At 70.6% G+C, this 16249-nt stretch carries 14 protein-coding genes and 3 tRNA genes; 9 read left to right on the plus strand and 8 right to left on the minus strand.

From position 1 onward, the window contains the following. From AB0H78_RS03960 to AB0H78_RS03980, 5 genes are all read left to right on the plus strand, one after another. Complete coding sequence (locus AB0H78_RS03960) at nucleotides 1–2196, plus strand: DNA polymerase III subunit gamma and tau (protein ID WP_363232616.1); 2196 nt, start codon at nucleotides 1–3, stop codon at nucleotides 2194–2196. 59 nt (nucleotides 2197–2255) lie between these two features. After that, on the plus strand, nucleotides 2256–3512 hold the full coding sequence (purD, locus tag AB0H78_RS03965; RefSeq protein ID WP_363232617.1) for a phosphoribosylamine--glycine ligase: 1257 nt from the start codon (nucleotides 2256–2258) through the stop codon (nucleotides 3510–3512). Between the two features lie 195 nt (nucleotides 3513–3707). Further along, nucleotides 3708–5333, plus strand: coding sequence for a hypothetical protein (locus tag AB0H78_RS03970; RefSeq protein ID WP_363232618.1), 1626 nt, complete (start codon nucleotides 3708–3710; stop codon nucleotides 5331–5333). Between the two features lie 146 nt (nucleotides 5334–5479). Continuing rightward, entirely contained in the window at nucleotides 5480–6943 is a 1464-nt protein-coding gene (locus AB0H78_RS03975) for a N,N-dimethylformamidase beta subunit family domain-containing protein (protein WP_363232619.1), read from the plus strand. 82 nt (nucleotides 6944–7025) lie between these two features. Next, nucleotides 7026–7925: a phosphoribosylaminoimidazolesuccinocarboxamide synthase gene (locus AB0H78_RS03980; protein ID WP_363232620.1), complete on the plus strand. Its 900-nt coding sequence runs from the start codon at nucleotides 7026–7028 to the stop codon at nucleotides 7923–7925. Between the two features lie 56 nt (nucleotides 7926–7981). Here AB0H78_RS03980 and AB0H78_RS03985 read toward each other — a convergent pair. The 8 genes from AB0H78_RS03985 to AB0H78_RS04020 all read right to left on the minus strand — a co-directional run bounded on the left by AB0H78_RS03985 (nucleotide 7982) and on the right by AB0H78_RS04020 (nucleotide 12419). Beyond that, a tRNA-Gly gene (locus AB0H78_RS03985) sits at nucleotides 7982–8057 on the minus strand. 23 nt (nucleotides 8058–8080) lie between these two features. Next, the gene (locus tag AB0H78_RS03990; protein ID WP_363232621.1) at nucleotides 8081–8701 is read right to left on the minus strand and encodes a response regulator transcription factor; all 621 of its coding nucleotides are present in this window, start codon (nucleotides 8699–8701) and stop codon (nucleotides 8081–8083) included. Next, nucleotides 8698–9963 carry a histidine kinase gene (locus AB0H78_RS03995; protein ID WP_363232622.1) on the minus strand — a complete coding sequence of 422 codons (1266 nt, stop codon included), beginning with the start codon at nucleotides 9961–9963 and terminating at the stop codon, nucleotides 8698–8700. Before AB0H78_RS03995 ends, AB0H78_RS03990 begins: the two co-directional genes overlap by 4 nt. 15 nt (nucleotides 9964–9978) lie before the next feature. Continuing rightward, nucleotides 9979–10743 (minus strand): ABC transporter permease, encoded by a 765-nt coding sequence (locus AB0H78_RS04000; RefSeq protein ID WP_363232623.1) that lies wholly within the window; start codon nucleotides 10741–10743, stop codon nucleotides 9979–9981. Further along, nucleotides 10740–11681: an ABC transporter ATP-binding protein gene (locus tag AB0H78_RS04005; protein ID WP_363232624.1), complete on the minus strand. Its 942-nt coding sequence runs from the start codon at nucleotides 11679–11681 to the stop codon at nucleotides 10740–10742. The genes AB0H78_RS04000 and AB0H78_RS04005 overlap by 4 nt, the downstream gene beginning before the upstream one ends. A 104-nt stretch (nucleotides 11682–11785) precedes the next feature. Further along, nucleotides 11786–11861, minus strand: a tRNA-Gly gene (locus tag AB0H78_RS04010). 44 nt (nucleotides 11862–11905) lie between these two features. Further along, nucleotides 11906–11977: transfer RNA gene (locus AB0H78_RS04015), tRNA-Gly, on the minus strand. Between the two features lie 124 nt (nucleotides 11978–12101). Beyond that, nucleotides 12102–12419 carry an Lsr2 family protein gene (locus AB0H78_RS04020; protein ID WP_363232625.1) on the minus strand — a complete coding sequence of 106 codons (318 nt, stop codon included), beginning with the start codon at nucleotides 12417–12419 and terminating at the stop codon, nucleotides 12102–12104. Nucleotides 12420–12720: 301 nt separating this feature from the next. Here AB0H78_RS04020 and purS point away from each other — a divergent pair, with 301 nt between their 5' ends. The 4 genes from purS to AB0H78_RS04040 all read left to right on the plus strand — a co-directional run bounded on the left by purS (nucleotide 12721) and on the right by AB0H78_RS04040 (nucleotide 16243). Then, on the plus strand, nucleotides 12721–12981 hold the full coding sequence (purS, locus tag AB0H78_RS04025; RefSeq protein ID WP_363232626.1) for a phosphoribosylformylglycinamidine synthase subunit PurS: 261 nt from the start codon (nucleotides 12721–12723) through the stop codon (nucleotides 12979–12981). Beyond that, a complete protein-coding gene (gene purQ, locus AB0H78_RS04030) occupies nucleotides 12978–13658 on the plus strand; it encodes a phosphoribosylformylglycinamidine synthase subunit PurQ (protein ID WP_363232627.1) in 681 nt (226 codons plus the stop codon). Before purS ends, purQ begins: the two co-directional genes overlap by 4 nt. Further along, nucleotides 13658–15907 (plus strand): phosphoribosylformylglycinamidine synthase subunit PurL, encoded by a 2250-nt coding sequence (purL, locus tag AB0H78_RS04035; RefSeq protein ID WP_363232628.1) that lies wholly within the window; start codon nucleotides 13658–13660, stop codon nucleotides 15905–15907. The genes purQ and purL overlap by 1 nt, the downstream gene beginning before the upstream one ends. Nucleotides 15908–16039: 132 nt before the next feature. Continuing rightward, nucleotides 16040–16243: a DUF4177 domain-containing protein gene (locus AB0H78_RS04040; RefSeq protein WP_363232629.1), complete on the plus strand. Its 204-nt coding sequence runs from the start codon at nucleotides 16040–16042 to the stop codon at nucleotides 16241–16243. Nucleotides 16244–16249 lie beyond the last annotated feature (6 nt).

Consider the following 16249-nt stretch of genomic DNA (forward strand, 5'->3'; position numbering starts at 1 on the left):
GTGTCGTCCCTTGCGCTGTACCGCCGCTACCGCCCCGAGTCCTTCGCCGAGGTCATCGGGCAGGAGCATGTCACTGCCCCGTTGATGCAGGCCCTGCGGAACAACCGGGTCAATCACGCGTACCTGTTCAGTGGGCCGCGCGGCTGCGGCAAGACGACCAGTGCGCGGATCCTGGCCCGTTGTCTCAACTGCGAGCAGGGGCCCACACCGACGCCCTGCGGGGAGTGCCAGTCCTGTCAGGACCTGGCGAGGAACGGCCGCGGGTCCATCGATGTGATCGAGATCGACGCCGCTTCGCACGGTGGCGTGGACGATGCGCGTGACTTGAGGGAGAAGGCCTTCTTCGGGCCGGCCGGCAGTCGTTACAAGATCTACATCATCGATGAGGCGCACATGGTCACCTCGGCGGGCTTCAACGCCCTGCTGAAGGTGGTCGAGGAGCCGCCGGAGCATCTGAAATTTATTTTTGCGACCACCGAGCCCGAGAAGGTCATCGGGACGATCCGGTCGCGTACGCACCACTACCCGTTCCGCCTGGTGCCCCCGGGGACGCTCCGTGACTATCTGGGCGAGGTCTGCGGGCGCGAGGGCGCCACGGTGGCGGACGGGGTGCTTCCGCTGGTCGTACGGGCGGGAGCCGGGTCCGTGCGTGACTCCATGTCCGTCATGGACCAGCTCCTCGCGGGGGCCGCGGACGACGGTGTGACGTATGCCATGGCCACCTCGCTCCTCGGGTACACCGACGGGTCGCTGCTCGACTCCGTGATCGATGCCTTTGCCTCGGGGGACGGGGCCGCCGCCTTTGAGGTGGTCGACCGGGTCATCGAGGGCGGGAACGATCCGCGGCGGTTCGTCGCCGACCTGCTGGAGCGGCTGCGGGACCTGGTGATTCTGGCCGCCGTGCCGGACGCCGGGGAGAAGGGGCTGATCGATGCCCCGGCCGATGTCGTCGAGCGGATGCAGGCGCAGGCCTCTGTTTTCGGGGCGGCCGAGCTCAGCCGTGCCGCCGATCTGGTCAATTCCGGGCTCACCGAGATGCGCGGGGCCACCTCGCCGCGGCTTCAGCTGGAGCTGATCTGCGCGCGGGTGCTGCTGCCCGCCGCTTTTGACGACGAGCGTTCTCTGCAGGCCAGGCTCGACCGGCTCGAGCGGGGCGGCGGCGCGTTCATGGCCGGTGGCGGGCCCGGGCCCGCGATGGGTTACGTACCGGGGCCCGAGGCGCACGCGCCTGCCCCGGCGGGGATTCCCGGCGGTGGGCCCGCCGCTGCGCAGGCCGCTCAGGCCGCGGCGCAGCAGCAGAGTGCGCCCGCGCCGGCTGCGGCTCCGCCGGCCGCACAGGCTCCCGCTCCGGTCGCTCCCGCGCCCGCCCCTGCTCCTGTGCAGGCGGCCCCCGCCCCCGCCCCTGCGCCGGCCGCCGAGGGGCAGCGGGCGCCCGGTGCCTGGCCGGGGGCTGCGGCTGCCGGTTCGGCCGCTGCTCCTGCTCCTGCTTCCGCTCCCGTACGGCAGCCCGGCGGGTGGCCGTCGGCCACCGCCCCGGGGCAGGGGCAGCCCGCAGCGCCGCCCGCGCCCGTCCCCTCCGCAGCCGAGCCGCAGGCCGCAGCGCCCGCGCCCGGTATGGCGCAGGGCGCCGCCCAGGTGCGGAACATGTGGCCGGGGATCCTGGACGCAGTGAAGAACAAGCGGCGCTTCACCTGGATCCTGCTCAGTCAGAACGCCCAGGTGGCCGGCTTCGACGGCACCACCCTGCAGCTCGGCTTCCCCAATGCCGGAGCCCGGGACAATTTCGCGTCCAGCGGCAGCGAGGACGTGCTGAAGCAGGTGCTGGCCGAGCAGTTCCAGGTGCAGTGGAAGGTCGAGGCGATCCTCGATCCCTCCGGGGGCACCCAGCCCCCGGGCGGCAGCAACCACCCGGGACCGGCCGCCCCGCCGGTGCGCCCGGCGCCCCAGCAGGCTCCGCCCCCGGCCGCGCCCGCACCCGTACAGCAGCAGCCGCAGGCGCCCGCTCAGCAGGCTCCCGCTCCCGAGCCCTACCGCGCTCCGGAGCCGCCGGCCGAGATGGCACCCCCGCCCGTCGCCCCCGAGGACGACACCCCGGAGGAGGACGATCCCGACCTCGTCGACTCCGCGCTCTCCGGCCACGACCTGATCGTGCGCGAGCTCGGGGCCACGGTGGTGGAGGAATATACGAACGAGTAGAGGGCCGGGGATCGGCAGCCCGTACAAGAGGCGCGGGCCGCGCGGGCTAGGCTGATGGCGTGAAGGTCCTTGTCATCGGCGGCGGCGCCCGCGAACACGCCCTGTGCCGCTCTCTCTCGCTCGACCCCGACGTCACCTCCCTGTACTGCGCCCCCGGGAACGCGGGCATCGCGGAGGTCGCCGAGCTGCATCCGGTGGATGCGATGGACGGCGCAGCCGTCGCGCGGCTCGCCACCGAACTGCGGGCGGAGCTCGTCATCGTCGGCCCCGAGGCGCCCCTGGTCGCCGGTGTGGCCGACGCGGTACGGGAAGCGGGCATCGCCTGCTTCGGACCGACCGGCGAAGCCGCCCAGCTGGAGGGGTCCAAGGCCTTTGCCAAGGACGTCATGGCGGGGGCGGGCGTCCCCACCGCGCGCTCCTACGTCTGCACGAACGCCGAGGAGATCGACGAGGCGCTGGACGCCTTCGGTGCTCCGTACGTCGTCAAGGACGACGGACTCGCGGCCGGCAAGGGCGTCGTCGTCACCGATGACCTCGCCGCCGCCCGCGCGCACGCGCTGGCCTGCGACCGGGTCGTCATCGAGGAGTTCCTCGACGGCCCCGAGGTCTCCCTCTTCGCGATCACCGACGGCGTGACCGTCCTCCCGCTGCAGCCCGCGCAGGACTTCAAGCGCGCGCTCGACGGCGACGAGGGCCCCAACACCGGCGGCATGGGCGCCTACTCGCCGCTCCCGTGGGCCGACCCGAAGCTGGTCGACGAGGTGATGCAGAGCGTGCTGCAGCCGACCGTGGACGAGCTGCGCCGCCGCGGCACCCCCTTCGCGGGGCTGCTGTACGCGGGGCTCGCGATCACCTCGCGCGGGGTACGGGTCATCGAGTTCAACGCCCGCTTCGGCGACCCCGAGACCCAGGTGGTCCTGGCGCGCCTGCAGACCCCGCTCGCCGGCGTCCTGCTGAACGCGGCCAACGGCACCCTGGACGTCCAGGCGCCGCTGGTCTGGCGCGACGACGCGGCCGTCACGGTCGTCATCGCCTCGCACAACTACCCGGAGACGCCGCGCACCGGCGACCCGATCACCGGCCTCGACGAGGTCGCGGCACAGGATGCACCCCATGCGTACGTCCTGCACGCCGGGACGAGGACGGACGGCGACGCCGTGGTCAGCGCCGGGGGCCGGGTCCTCTCGGTGACGGCGACCGGCACGGACCTGTCCCAGGCACGCGAGCGGGCCTACGCGGCTGTGGCCAGGGTCCGGCTCGACGGCTCGCAGCACCGTACGGACATCGCCGGTAAGGCGGCGGAAGACTCCGCCTGAACGTCAGCACCTTTGCCCAAAGCCATTCCATCGAGTGACGGCTGACCCATCCGGATGACGCTCGCCGCAGGCCCAACTAGTGTGCGGCGCAAGCGTTCCGGCACTTGGCCCACCGGCATTGCGATGTCAGTGGCGGGTGCCACAGTGGGGGAGTGAGCAACGCCGCCGCGAGGGCAGAGGGGGTGAGGTCCGGCCGTGTCCGGTATCGGTACGAGTGAAGAGCGGGGTGCGCCAGGAGCGCGCGCCCGGGCCCTGGCCGTGCTGCGCGTCCGCAGCAGGGCTCTGGCGGTGGCACTGCTGCCGGCAGCTGTCGCGGTCGTGCTGATCGCGGGCGGGGTCACCGGGCACATGGGCGGCGGGAGTTGGGACGTCGCGCGCTGGGTGGTGTCGTCCTTCGCGGTCGTCGTGCTGCTCGCCGCGGCCGTCGTCGGAGCCGTGATCGTGCGGGCCAGGCCCGCCCTGAGCCCCACCGTCGAACTGACCGAGTCGGCAGCGCCCGATCTGCACCGCATGGTCAGGGAGCTGGCCGACCGCCTCGATGTGCCCGCGCCCTCCGCGATCGCGCTCACCCCGGACTGCGACAGCTGGCTGGAGGACCGCAGCCACCCCGGTATATCGAAGGCAGGACGGCGTTCGGAAGCCGCACCGGTGCTGGTCATCGGCTCGCCCTTCCTGTGGTGGATGCGGGTGGCCGAGCTGCGCGCGGTGCTCGCACCGGTCGTCGCGGGGACGGGGCCCTCCGCGCACCCGGACATAGCCGCGGCCCGCCGTTTCGTACGGGGCCTCGACGCGGCCGTGGCGGTGGCCGCCCGCCCGGATCTCGGACCGCTGCGCCGGTTCGCGTACGGCCTGGTGGGAGCGGTGGCGAGGCTGCTGCTGCGCACCTGCCGGATCCATGCGGCCGAGATGGAGCGCGGCGTCGCCGCCGCCGCGTCGGACCGTGCACAGGCTGTGGACTACGGACTGCGGATCGTCGCCCAGGAGCAGGTCGGCCTCGCCTACGCGGGCTGGGACCGGCTGCTGACGCGGGTCGCACTGCCCGCCTGGCGGATGGGCCGCTGGCCCTCGCGCCTGGACGCGGGCGTCGTCTCCGCCCTCACCGAGCTCTCCCGCCGCGACCGCCTCGCGGAGGGCTTCACTTCCCGTCTGGGCGAGCGCCCCGCCTGTGACCTGCTCGAAGAGCCCGGCACGATCGACGAGGCCACCTCCCTGCTCGCTGCCAGGCTTTTCCACGGCGGCCCGGCCGAGACAGGCCCCGACTGGTCGCCGGTGGACTGGCAGAGCTATCCCGAAGAGGTCGTGGACCGTAAGTGGCGCACCGAGGCCGCCCGCCTCCACCGCGTCCTGGACACCCTCGGGGTACGGCGCCCCACCGAGCCCGAAGGCCCGACGCTGGCCCGCGTCATGGATCACCTGGCCGCGGACGACAGCGAGACGCTGGCCGCGGGCATCACGGCGGAGGTGGCCCGCGAGGAGGCCGCGGCGCCTTCCTCGCCGCAGAACTCCCAGCCCCCGGACGGCGGCGACGAACTGTGGGACGTCGGAAGCGTCCCGCTCTTCCCGCTCCAGCCGCCGCGCACCGGCCGAGACCTCCTCGCCGACCACGTCACGGCGATGGTCTGCTGCGCCGCCGTCGACACCGCGGGTGCGGCCCCCGGCCTGGACTGGCTCGACGGCCCCTCCCTGCTCGTCGACGGAGAGCGCCGGGGGGACCTGGGCAGCCGGGTCCTGAGTCTGGTCGAGGACGGAGACGCGGAGCCGCTTCGGGGATGGCTCGCCTCGGTGGGGGTACGCGCGGAGAAGCCTGTCCGTCTCGTCTGAGTCTCGAATGAACGGACGCTTTCGTTCCGGTCACGTCAATTCGCGACGAACGGTGACGGAGTGCGCGCGTTATGTGATGTGCTGGGACCAGTAGCTGACAGTCGTCGCACCACTGTTGTCTCGGGGGCACGAGGGAGGGGAGCCGCATGGGGGCGGAACAGATCCGGCGCTGGGAATCGGGGGCCCTCGCGCATGCTGTTTCGGACCCCTTCGGCCAAGGGCCGCTGCCCTGGCTGCGCGGCAGCGAGCACTACTTCGACGACACGGGGCAGGTCGTCCCCTGGTATCTGGACCCGGACGCCGCCAGCAAGGGCCGGGCCGGCGGCCCCCGTACCGCCGACGACGTGAAACAGCAGATCAAGGGCTTCGCATCGACCGGCGCCGCCGCCCCCGGCGAGTCCATCGACTTCCATGTCACCGTCGATCCGCCCCAGCAGTTCTCGGTCGACATCTACCGCATCGGCCACTACGGCGGCGACGGCGCGGCCAAGATCACCACCAGTCCGCGGCTCTCCGGCATCGTCCAGCCGGCCCCGCTCACCGCCGACCGCACGGTCTCCTGCCACCACTGGTGGCTCTCCTGGCGGCTGCAGATCCCCTCGTACTGGTCGATCGGCGCGTACGTCGCGGTGCTCACCACCGCCGACGGCTACCGCTCCCACATCCCCTTCACGGTCCGTGACAGCCACCCCGCGGACCTGCTCCTGCTGCTCCCCGACGTGACCTGGCAGGCGTACAACCTCTACCCCGAGGACGGCCGCACCGGCGCCAGCCTCTATCACGCCTGGGACGAGAAGGGCCGGCTCCTCGGCGAGGAGGACGCGGCGACGACGGTCTCCTTCGACCGTCCGTACGCCGGCGCGGGCCTGCCCCTGCACGTCGGCCACGCCTACGACTTCATCCGCTGGGCCGAGCGATACGGCTACGACCTCGCGTACGCCGACGCCCGCGACCTCCACGCGGGCCGCGTCGACCCCACGCGCTACCGCGGCCTGGTCTTCCCCGGCCACGACGAGTACTGGTCCGCCCCCATGCGGCGCACCACCGAACTCGCCCGCGAACACGGCACCTCGCTGGTCTTCCTCTCCGCCAACACCATGTACTGGCAGGTCGACCTCGCCCCGTCCCCCTCCGGCGTCGCCGACCGCCTCCTGACCTGCCGCAAGCGCCGCGGTCCGGGGAAGTCCTCGCTCTGGCGTGACATCGACCGCCCCGAGCAGCAGCTCCTCGGCATCCAGTACGCGGGCCGGGTCCCCGAGCCGCACCCCCTGGTCGTCCGCAACGCCGACCACTGGCTGTGGGACGCGACCGGCGCCGCCGAGGGCGACGAGATCGAGAATCTGGTCGCGGGCGAGGCCGACCGCTACTTCCCGCGCACCGCGCTCCCGCAGAACGACGGCCGGATCCTCCTCGCCCACTCCCCCTACCGCGACAGCGAAGGCGCACGACGCCACCAGGAGACCTCCCTCTACCGCGCTCCCTCCGGCGCCCTCGTCTTCGCATCCGGCTCCTTCGCCTGGTCACCGGCGCTGGACCGCCCCGGCCATGTCGACCCCCGGATCCAGCGGGCGACGGCCAATCTCCTCGACCGAATCTGCAAGCGCGACTGAGCAGCCCCGGGACCCGTGGCCAAAGGTGAGCTCCCGATACGGGAGAATCGACAGCGATTGGACAGAACCACCGGGAGGAACCATGTCCGGATTCGTAGAAAAGCCCGAGCCGCTTCAGGTGCCGGGCCTGGTCCACCTCCACACCGGCAAGGTGCGCGAGCTGTACCAGAACGAGGCAGGCGACCTCGTGATGGTCGCCAGCGACCGTATGTCGGCGTACGACTGGGTGCTGCCCACCGAGATCCCCGACAAGGGACGGGTGCTCACGCAGCTCTCCCTCTGGTGGTTCGACCGCCTCGAGGACCTCGTCCCGCACCACGTCATCTCCACCGACCTCCCCGCCGGCGCCCCCGCCGACTGGGAAGGCCGCACGCTGATCTGCAAGTCCCTCAAGATGTCCCCGGTCGAGTGCGTCGCCCGCGGCTACCTCACGGGCTCGGGCCTGCTGGAGTACAACGCGTCCCGCACCGTCTGCGGACTCGCGCTCCCCGAGGGCCTGACCGACGGCTCCGAGCTCCCCGCGCCGATCTTCACGCCCGCGACGAAGGCCGCGGTCGGCGAGCACGACGAGAACGTGAGTTACGAGGAAGTCGCCCGCCAGGTCGGCGCCGAGACCGCCGCCCAGCTCCGCCAGGCGACCCTCGCCGTCTACGGCCGGGCCCGCGACATCGCCCGCGACCGGGGCATCATCCTCGCCGACACCAAGTTCGAGTTCGGTTTCGACGGCGACCAACTGGTCATCGCCGACGAGGTGTTGACCCCCGACTCCTCGCGCTTCTGGCCGGCCGCCACGTGGGAGCCGGGCCGCGCCCAGCCGTCGTACGACAAGCAGTACGTCCGCGACTGGCTGACCTCCCCCGCCTCCGGCTGGGACCGCAAGAGCGAGCAGCCGCCGCCCGCGCTGCCCGCCGAGGTCGTCGAGCAGACCCGGGCCAAGTACCTGGAGGCGTACGAGCTGCTGACCGGAAACGCCTGGTCGTAGCCCCGCCCGTACGACGAAAGAAGCCCCGGTCCGAGGAGGACCGGGGCTTCTTCATATGGAGCGAACGACGAGGTTCGAACTCGCGACCTCAACCTTGGCAAGGTTGCGCTCTACCAGCTGAGCTACGTTCGCACTGCGCCGAAGCGCGACGCCAACTATACCCAACCCCGGGACCGTGCGAGACGCACCGCAGCGTGACGGTTCTCCGCCCCCAGCTTCGAGGCGGCCGACGACAGATAGTTCCGTACGGTCCCCTGCGACAGCGAGGCCCGCTCCGCGATCTCCGCCACCGGCGCCCCGTCCGCCGCCAGCTCCAGCACTTCCGCCTCCCGCGCGGTCAGCGGGGAGTCCCCCGCGGAGATCGCGTCGGCCGCCAACTCCGGGTCCACATAACGCCCGCCGCCCTGCACGGTCCGGATGATCTCGGCCAGCCGCTGCGCACTCACGGTCTTCGGTACGAAGCCGCGCACCCCCGCCGCGAGGGCGCGCTTGAGGTGCCCGGGGCGGCCGTGACTGGTCACGATCATGGTCCGGCACGCGGGCAGTTCGGCCCGCAGCGATGTGGCCACGCTCACACCGTCGGCGCCCGGCATCTGCAGATCGAGCACGGCCACATCGGGCCGGTGGGCACGTGCCATGGCGAGGGCCTCGGGCCCGGAGGCGGCCTCGGCGACGACGACGAGATCGTCCTCAAGCCCGAGCAACGCGGCGAGAGCGCCCCGGATCAGATGTTCGTCGTCGGCGAGGAGTACGCGTACGGGCTCGGCCCCGCTCATGACGCGTTCCTTGCCGCAGGGACACCAAGAGGACCGGGGTCCGTGGCGGAGTCCCGTAGCAACGGCACCCGAGCGGTCAGCACGAACCGCCCACCCTCCGCCGGCCCCGCGACCAACGTCCCGTCCAGCGCGCCCAACCGCTCCCGCAGCCCCGCAAGCCCGGAGCCCGCACCGCCCCCGGACGCGGTCACGCCATCGTTCTCGACGGTCAGCGTGACCTCGTCCCCCACCACGCCCACCCCGACCGCGCAGCGCCCGGCGTCCCCGTGCCGCAGCACATTGGTCGCCGCCTCCCGTACGACCCACCCCAGCACCGACTGCACCGCGACCGGCAGCTCCGCCACATCCCGCCCCTGGACGACGCACACGATCCCCGCGGCCTCCAAAACCCCCTGCGCACCGGCCAGTTCGACGCCCAGGTCGGCCTCCCGGTACCCCCGCACCACGTCCCGCACCTCCCGCTGCGACTCCTGCGCGAGCCGCTGCACCTCCACCATCTGCTCCACGGCCTCCGGCCGCCCCCGCCGCGCCAGTTGTACGGCCAGCTCGCTCTTCAGCGCGATCACCGCCAGGTTCCGCCCCATCACATCGTGCAGATCGCGTCCGAACCGCAGCCGCTCCTCGGCGACCGCGAGCCGTGCCGTCACGTCCCTGGCCTGCTCGATCTTCCACATGGTCCCCAGGTGCCAGGCCGAGCAGCGCACCGTCACCGCGAACCATCCGCAGACGCCGATCACCGAGATCGCGCACCCCAGCACCGTCCCCACGCCCGCACCTGTCAGCGCGACCGCTCCGCACACCAGGGCGAGCGCGCCCGTCTGGACCGCCACGGACGTCCGCTTGCGTACGGACAGACAGTGCGCCATCAGGAACGGGCACGCGGCCGCGGCCAGCGCCGACGTCCCCATCGGCTCTTCCCGCAGTCCCACCGTCGACCAGAGCGCCACGGAGACCACGACGTCCGCCGCCATCAGGCCGGCCCCCAGGGCGGCAGGCCGCCGCCCGAGCGGCGTCTTGCCCAGATAGGCGTCGATCCCCCGCCTGATCAGCCCCGTGGCGGCAACGCCCTGCGCCACCGCGAGCAGACACGAGGCGGCGATCAGCGCGGCGGGTGCGTCGGAGTGCCGGACCGGCCGGGTCACCGAGAGCGCCACCTGGGAGGCGACCGTCAACCAGAGCAGGACGTAGAACGTCCCGCGCGTGTAGAAGTCGACCTTCGCGAAGTCACCGCGCCCGCGCCACCGCCGTATCCACCCGCTCACGTAAACCCGCCCCTCTCAGCGCCGCGGCTCCCACCGGAACCACTTCCGCACAGCAAACACGGCGAGCACGATCCAGGCCAGCGCGGTCGCCACCTGCCCCAGCGTCTCGTACCCGTCCACCCCGCCCGTCCAGCCGGACCTGATCATCCCGACCACCGGCGTCAGCGGCAGCAGTTCGCACAGGGACGCGAGCCGGTCCGGCATCACATCGAGCGGTACGACCAGACCGGAGCCGGCCATGGACAGCAGCAGCACCGGTGCGATGGTGAGCTGGGCCCCTTCCGCGGACTTGGTGAGGGCGGCGGTGGCCGCGGCCAGGGCGCACATCAGCACCAGCCCGATCACCAGCCCCACCAGCGCCAGCCACCAGGCCCCGGGCGCCTCGACACCCATCGCCACCGACCCGGCCACAGCGATGATCGCGCACTGCACGACGCCCACGGCCACCGTCGGAAAGGACGCCCCGGCCAGAATCTCCTGGTCCCGCAGCTCACCCGTGCGCAGCCGCTTCAGCACCAACTGCTCACGCCGTACGACGAAGACCCCGACCAGCGTCGAGTACACCGCGAACAGCAGCACGTACCCCAGAGCCCCCGGAATAAGCACCGACCCCACGGTCAGCCCGGTGTCCGAGAGGTCCATGTCCTTCACCACCGAGTACATGGAGAAAGTCATCACCGTGGGCAGCAGCAGCGCCGTGCTGAGCGTGGCCTTGTTCCGCCCCATCAGGGTCAACTCGGCCCGTGCGAGGGCCCCCAGCCGAAGTGTCGCAGTCGTCATCGTGCCGCCACCTGCTCCCGGTTCTGTTCCCGCGCGATCTGCATGAATGCCTCTTCCAGCGATGCCGACCTGACATCGAGCCCCCGCAGCTCGACCCCGCTGTCCCGCGCCCACAACAGCAGCCCCGTAGCCGCCCGTTGAAGCTCCTGCGTCCGCAGCCGCACGCTGCGCCCGACCGTCTCGTGACTGCTGATCCCGAGCGCCGCGAGCGGCGGCAGATCCCCGACGAGATAGCCCGCCGGCAGCTCGAAGGAGATGTGCGAGGGCTGTACGGACACCACATCGGCGACCTTCCCCTCGGCCGCGATCCGCCCCTCGTGGAGGATGGCCAGCCGGTCCGCGAGCTCCTCGGCCTCCTCCAGATAGTGCGTGGTCAGCAGTACGGTCGTCCCCGCGTCCCGCAGCCCCCGCACCAACTCCCAGGTCTCCCGCCGCCCTTCGGCGTCGAGACCGGTCGTCGGCTCGTCCAGGAAAAGCACCTCGGGCCGCCCGATGAGCGCCATCGCCAGGTCCAGCCGCCGCTTCTCGCCCCCCGACAGCTGCTTCACCCGTACGCCGCTGCGCCGCCCGAGCCCCACCATCTCCAGTGCCTCGCCCACCGGACGTGCCCCGGTCGTGCATCCGGCCCACATGCGTACGGTCTCCGCGACGGTCAACTCCGCGTTGAATCCGCCCTCTTGGAGCATGACGCCGATCCGGGGCCGCACCACGTCCCGCTCGCGGTACGGATCGTGCCCGAGCACCCGCACCTTCCCCGCGCTCGGCTGCTCCAGTCCTTCGAGCACCTCCACGGTGGACGTCTTGCCCGCCCCATTGGTCCCCAGCAGGGCGAAGAGCTCGCCGGGCGCCACGGAGAAGGAGATCCCCGCGACGGCCTCGAATCCTCCGGCGTAAGCGCGCCGCAGCTCCTCGACCTCGATCACAGCTGTGTCTGTCATGGATCCAGACTCCCGCCGGACCGAGGCCGTACCCGATGACAAATGTCATCAACCTGCGCGCACACGAAAAAGCCCCGGTCCGAGGGACCGGGGCTTCTTCTTCATGGAGCGAACGACGAGGTTCGAACTCGCGACCTCAACCTTGGCAAGGTTGCGCTCTACCAGCTGAGCTACGTTCGCATCGCACCAGACCTGCGGTGCGGAGACCACTGTACCTGATGCAGAGCGGGTGACAGGAATTGCACACTGCGCCTTCCCCCTGGAAGGGGGATGTTCTACTACTGAACTACACCCGCACGCTGCGTGAGGCGAGGCCCTGCGGCCTTGCCCTTCGGCGTGCTCCAGACTCTAGCCGACGCCCAGGGGGTCGGTGCAAGTCGGTTCCCCCGAGCGGGAGATCGGCCGGTCCCCGGCAGGTGCTCAGCTCGCCTCGTTGAAGGCCTCGTAGACCTTCTTCGGGATGCGGCCCCGGGCCGGCACATCCATCTTGTTGGACCGGGCCCAGGCGCGGACGGCTGCCGGGTCGGGTGTCACCTGGGTGTGCTTGTAGGTCTTCCCCGACTTGGACTGCTTCCGGCCCGCTTCGACGTACGGCGTAAGGATCTTGCGCAGTTTCTTTGCATTGGCCGTATTCAGGTCGATCTCGTACAGCTTCCCGTCGAGGCCGAAGATGACCGTTTCCGTCGCCGTTCCGCCGTTGATGTCGTCGGAGAGAGTGACTACTACTCGCTGCGCCACGGATATCGGTCCTTTCCTACGCCTTCACCGCGCTGACGTGCGGGGATGGCGGCCTCACGGCTGATTTTGAGCTGCGCCATTTCCTTTGTACAGCGGAAGGCGCCGCATTGTGAAGCCCAGCCAATTACATGCGCGTGTCTTTGCGCAATCGCAGCGGCCGTTTTTTTCGAGAATTTTTCCCCGGAGTTGTCGTCGCCGATATCTCAGCGTGATCGTACGTCATCTATATCTACCCGCGTAGATTTTTTTGGCGGGTAGTGTGAAGGGACCGCCTTCGCACCACATCACACCGGGAGTGCCCGTGGCACGCGTCGTAGTCGACGTCATGCTCAAGCCGGAAATCCTCGACCCGCAGGGACAGGCGGTGCAGCGCGCACTGCCCCGTCTCGGCTTCAAGGGGATCGCCGACGTACGTCAGGGAAAGCGTTTCGAGCTCGAGGTCGAAGGGCCCGTCGACGACGCCGCCCTCGCTCGTATCAACGAGCTGGCCGAGACGTTCCTCGCCAACACCGTCATCGAGGACTTCACCGTGAAGGTGGAGCCCCAGGAGGCCGTGAAGTGACCGCTCGCATCGGAGTCGTCACCTTTCCCGGCACCCTCGACGATCAGGACAGCCTGCGCGCGGTCCGGATCGCCGGGGCCGAGCCGGTCTCCCTCTGGCACCGCGACAAGGACCTGCACCAGGTCGACGCGGTGGTCCTCGCCGGCGGGTTCTCGTACGGCGACTATCTGCGCGCCGGGGCCATCTCCCGCTTCTCCCCGGTCATGGAGACGATCATCGAGCAGGCGAAGGCGGGCATGCCCGTCCTCGGTATCTGCAACGGTTTCCAGATCCTGACCGAGGCGCACCTGCTGCCCGGTGCGATGCTGCGCAACAACCACCTGCACTTCATCTGCCGCGACCAGAAGCTCAAGGTGGAGAACGCGGAGACGGCCTGGACGGCGGATTACACCGCGGGCCAGGAGATCTCCGTACCGCTGAAGAACATGGACGGCCGGTACGTCGCCGACGAGCACACGCTCGACGAGCTGGAGGCCGAGGGCCGCGTCGCCTTCCGCTACCTGGACGGCAATCCGAACGGTTCGCTCCGTGACATCGCCGGCATCACCAACGCCGCCGGGAACGTCGTCGGCCTGATGCCGCACCCCGAGCACGCCGTGGAGCCGCTGATCGGTACGGGCCGTACCGACGGCCTCGGATTCTTCACCTCGATCCTGAAGAAGCTGGTCAACGCCTGATGACTCTCGACACCGTCAAGCACGCAGAGCAGACCCCCGACGTCGAGCAGCCCTGGAAGGAACTCGGCCTCAAGGAGGACGAGTACGCGCGCATCCGGGAGATCCTCGGCCGCCGCCCGACCGGCGCCGAGCTCGCCATGTACTCGGTCATGTGGTCCGAGCACTGCTCGTACAAGAGCAGCAAGGTCCACCTGAAGCAGTTCGGCGAGAAGGTCCCCGAGAACGACGCCATGCTGGTGGGCATCGGCGAGAACGCCGGCGTCGTCGACGTCGGCCAGGGGTATGCGGTCACCTTCAAGGTCGAGTCGCACAACCACCCCTCGTACATCGAGCCCTACCAGGGCGCGGCCACCGGCGTCGGCGGCATCGTCCGCGACATCCTCGCCATGGGCGCCCGCCCGATCGCGGTCGTCGACCCGCTGCGCTTCGGTGCGGCCGACCACCCCGACACCAAGCGCGTGTTGCCCGGCATCGTCTCGGGCATCGGCGGGTACGGAAACTGCCTCGGTCTGCCGAACATCGGCGGCGAGGTCGTCTTCGACGCCTGCTACCAGGGCAACCCGCTCGTCAACGCCGGCTGCATCGGCGTGATGAAGCACGAGGACATCCACCTCGCGAAGGCGTCAGGCACCGGCAACAAGGTCATCCTGTACGGGGCCAGGACCGGCGGCGACGGCATCGGCGGCGTCTCGGTCCTCGCGTCCGAGACCTTCGACGACAGCAAGCCCACCAAGCGCCCCGCGGTGCAGGTCGGCGACCCCTTCCAGGAGAAGCTCCTCATCGAGTGCACCCTGGAGATCTTCGGCGAGAAGCTCGTCGCGGGCATCCAGGACCTCGGCGGCGCCGGTCTCTCCTGCGCCACCTCCGAGCTGGCGAGCGCCGGCTCCGGCGGAATGCGCGTGGAGCTCGACACCGTGCACCTGCGCGACGCGACGCTCTCGCCCGAGGAAATCCTCATGAGCGAGTCGCAGGAACGCATGTGCGCGATCGTCGAGCCGCAGCACGTCGACCGCTTCCTGGAGATCTGCGAGAAGTGGGACGTCATCGCGACGGTCATCGGTGAGGTCACCGAGGGCTCGCAGCTGGAGATCTTCTGGCACGGCGAACAGATCGTGGACGTACCGCCGCGGTCCGTGGCCCACGAGGGCCCGACGTACAACAGGCCCTACGCCCGTCCGTCCTGGCAGGACGCACTCCAGGCGGACGACGCCAACAAGCTTGCGCGCCCGGCGAATTCGGCCGAGCTGCGAGCCCAGGTCCTGGCGCTGGTCTCGTCCCCGAACCAGGCCTCCAAGGCGTGGATCACCGACCAGTACGACCGTTTCGTGCAGGGCAACACGGTGCTCGCGATGCCCGAGGACGCCGGCATGGTCCGGATCGACGAGGACTCCAACCTCGGCGTGACGATGGCCACCGACGGCAACGGCCGCTACGCCAAGCTCGACCCGTACACGGGTGCGCAGCTGGCCCTGGCGGAGGCGTACCGCAATGTCGCCACCACCGGCGCCAAGCCCCTCGCGATCTCCGACTGCCTCAACTTCGGTTCCCCCGAGGACCCGGACGTCATGTGGCAGTTCGCCGAGGCCACCCGTGGTCTCGCGGACGGCTGCCTGGAGCTGGGCACCCCGGTCACCGGCGGCAATGTCTCGCTCTACAACCAGACGGGCGACGTCGCCATCCACCCGACCCCCGTGGTCGCGGTGCTCGGCGTGATCGACGACGTCAACCGCCGCACCCCGATGGCGTTCAAGGAAGAGGGGCAGCTGCTCTACCTCCTCGGCGACACCCGCGAGGAGCTCGGCGGCTCGGCCTGGTCCGAGGTCGTCCACGGCCACCTCGGCGGTATGCCGCCCAAGGTGGACCTGGGGCGCGAGAAGCTGCTCGGCGACATCCTGATCTCCGCCTCGCGCGACGGCATGGTGGACGCGGCGCACGACCTCTCCGACGGCGGCCTGATCCAGGCCCTCACGGAGTCGTGCCTGCGCGGCGGTCACGGGGCGCGTGTGGTCGTCCCCGACGGTCTGGACGCCTTCACCTTCCTCTTCTCCGAGTCCGCGGGCCGCGCGATCGTATCGATCCCGCGCTCCGAGGAGCTCCGCTTCAACGACATGTGCGGCGCCCGGGGCCTCCCGGTCACCCGCATCGGTGTCGTCGACGGTGAAGAGATCGAGATCCAGGGCGAGTTCAGCATCCCGCTGAGCGAGCTCAAGGAAGCTCACGAGGCGACGATCCCGGCGCTGCTCGGCTGAACAGCCCGACGCGACAACGATGAAGGGCCGGTGGCCGGGGATTGCTCCCCGGCCACCGGTCCTTCTCACATCCCCCTGTGGTTGGCTGGTGCGCGCATTCGACATCCGTACGCACACGTGAGGGGCTCGGGCATGTTCGAGTACAAAGTTGTCTCTTTCCGCGAATCGCTGATCGGCGACGCGCTCGACGGCGACAAGCTGGAGAAGACGCTCAACAAGCAGGCCGGGGACGGGTGGGCGCTCAAGGCGATCACGGCCGCCGACGTCAAGGGCCGTATAGGTCCCGGCGCGGTCGAGGGCCTTCTGCTCACCTTCGAGCGCCCGCGCCAGGCCTGACCGCTC

It is taken from the genome of Streptomyces sp. NPDC050738 (genome assembly GCF_040654175.1).
Taxonomy (GTDB): domain Bacteria; phylum Actinomycetota; class Actinomycetes; order Streptomycetales; family Streptomycetaceae; genus Streptomyces.

What these genes read in the sequence shown, in the direction of transcription:
- AB0H78_RS03990 (WP_363232621.1), bottom strand. Translation starts at nt 8,701, where the DNA reads ATGAGCGGGGCCGAGCCCGTACGCGTACTCCTCGCCGACGACGAACAT.
- AB0H78_RS04000 (WP_363232623.1), bottom strand. Translation starts at nt 10,743, where the DNA reads ATGACGACTGCGACACTTCGGCTGGGGGCCCTCGCACGGGCCGAGTTG.
- purL (WP_363232628.1), top strand. Translation starts at nt 13,658, where the DNA reads ATGACTCTCGACACCGTCAAGCACGCAGAGCAGACCCCCGACGTCGAG.
- AB0H78_RS03980 (WP_363232620.1), top strand. Translation starts at nt 7,026, where the DNA reads ATGTCCGGATTCGTAGAAAAGCCCGAGCCGCTTCAGGTGCCGGGCCTG.
- AB0H78_RS04040 (WP_363232629.1), top strand. Translation starts at nt 16,040, where the DNA reads ATGTTCGAGTACAAAGTTGTCTCTTTCCGCGAATCGCTGATCGGCGAC.
- AB0H78_RS03975 (WP_363232619.1), top strand. Translation starts at nt 5,480, where the DNA reads ATGGGGGCGGAACAGATCCGGCGCTGGGAATCGGGGGCCCTCGCGCAT.
- AB0H78_RS04005 (WP_363232624.1), bottom strand. Translation starts at nt 11,681, where the DNA reads ATGACAGACACAGCTGTGATCGAGGTCGAGGAGCTGCGGCGCGCTTAC.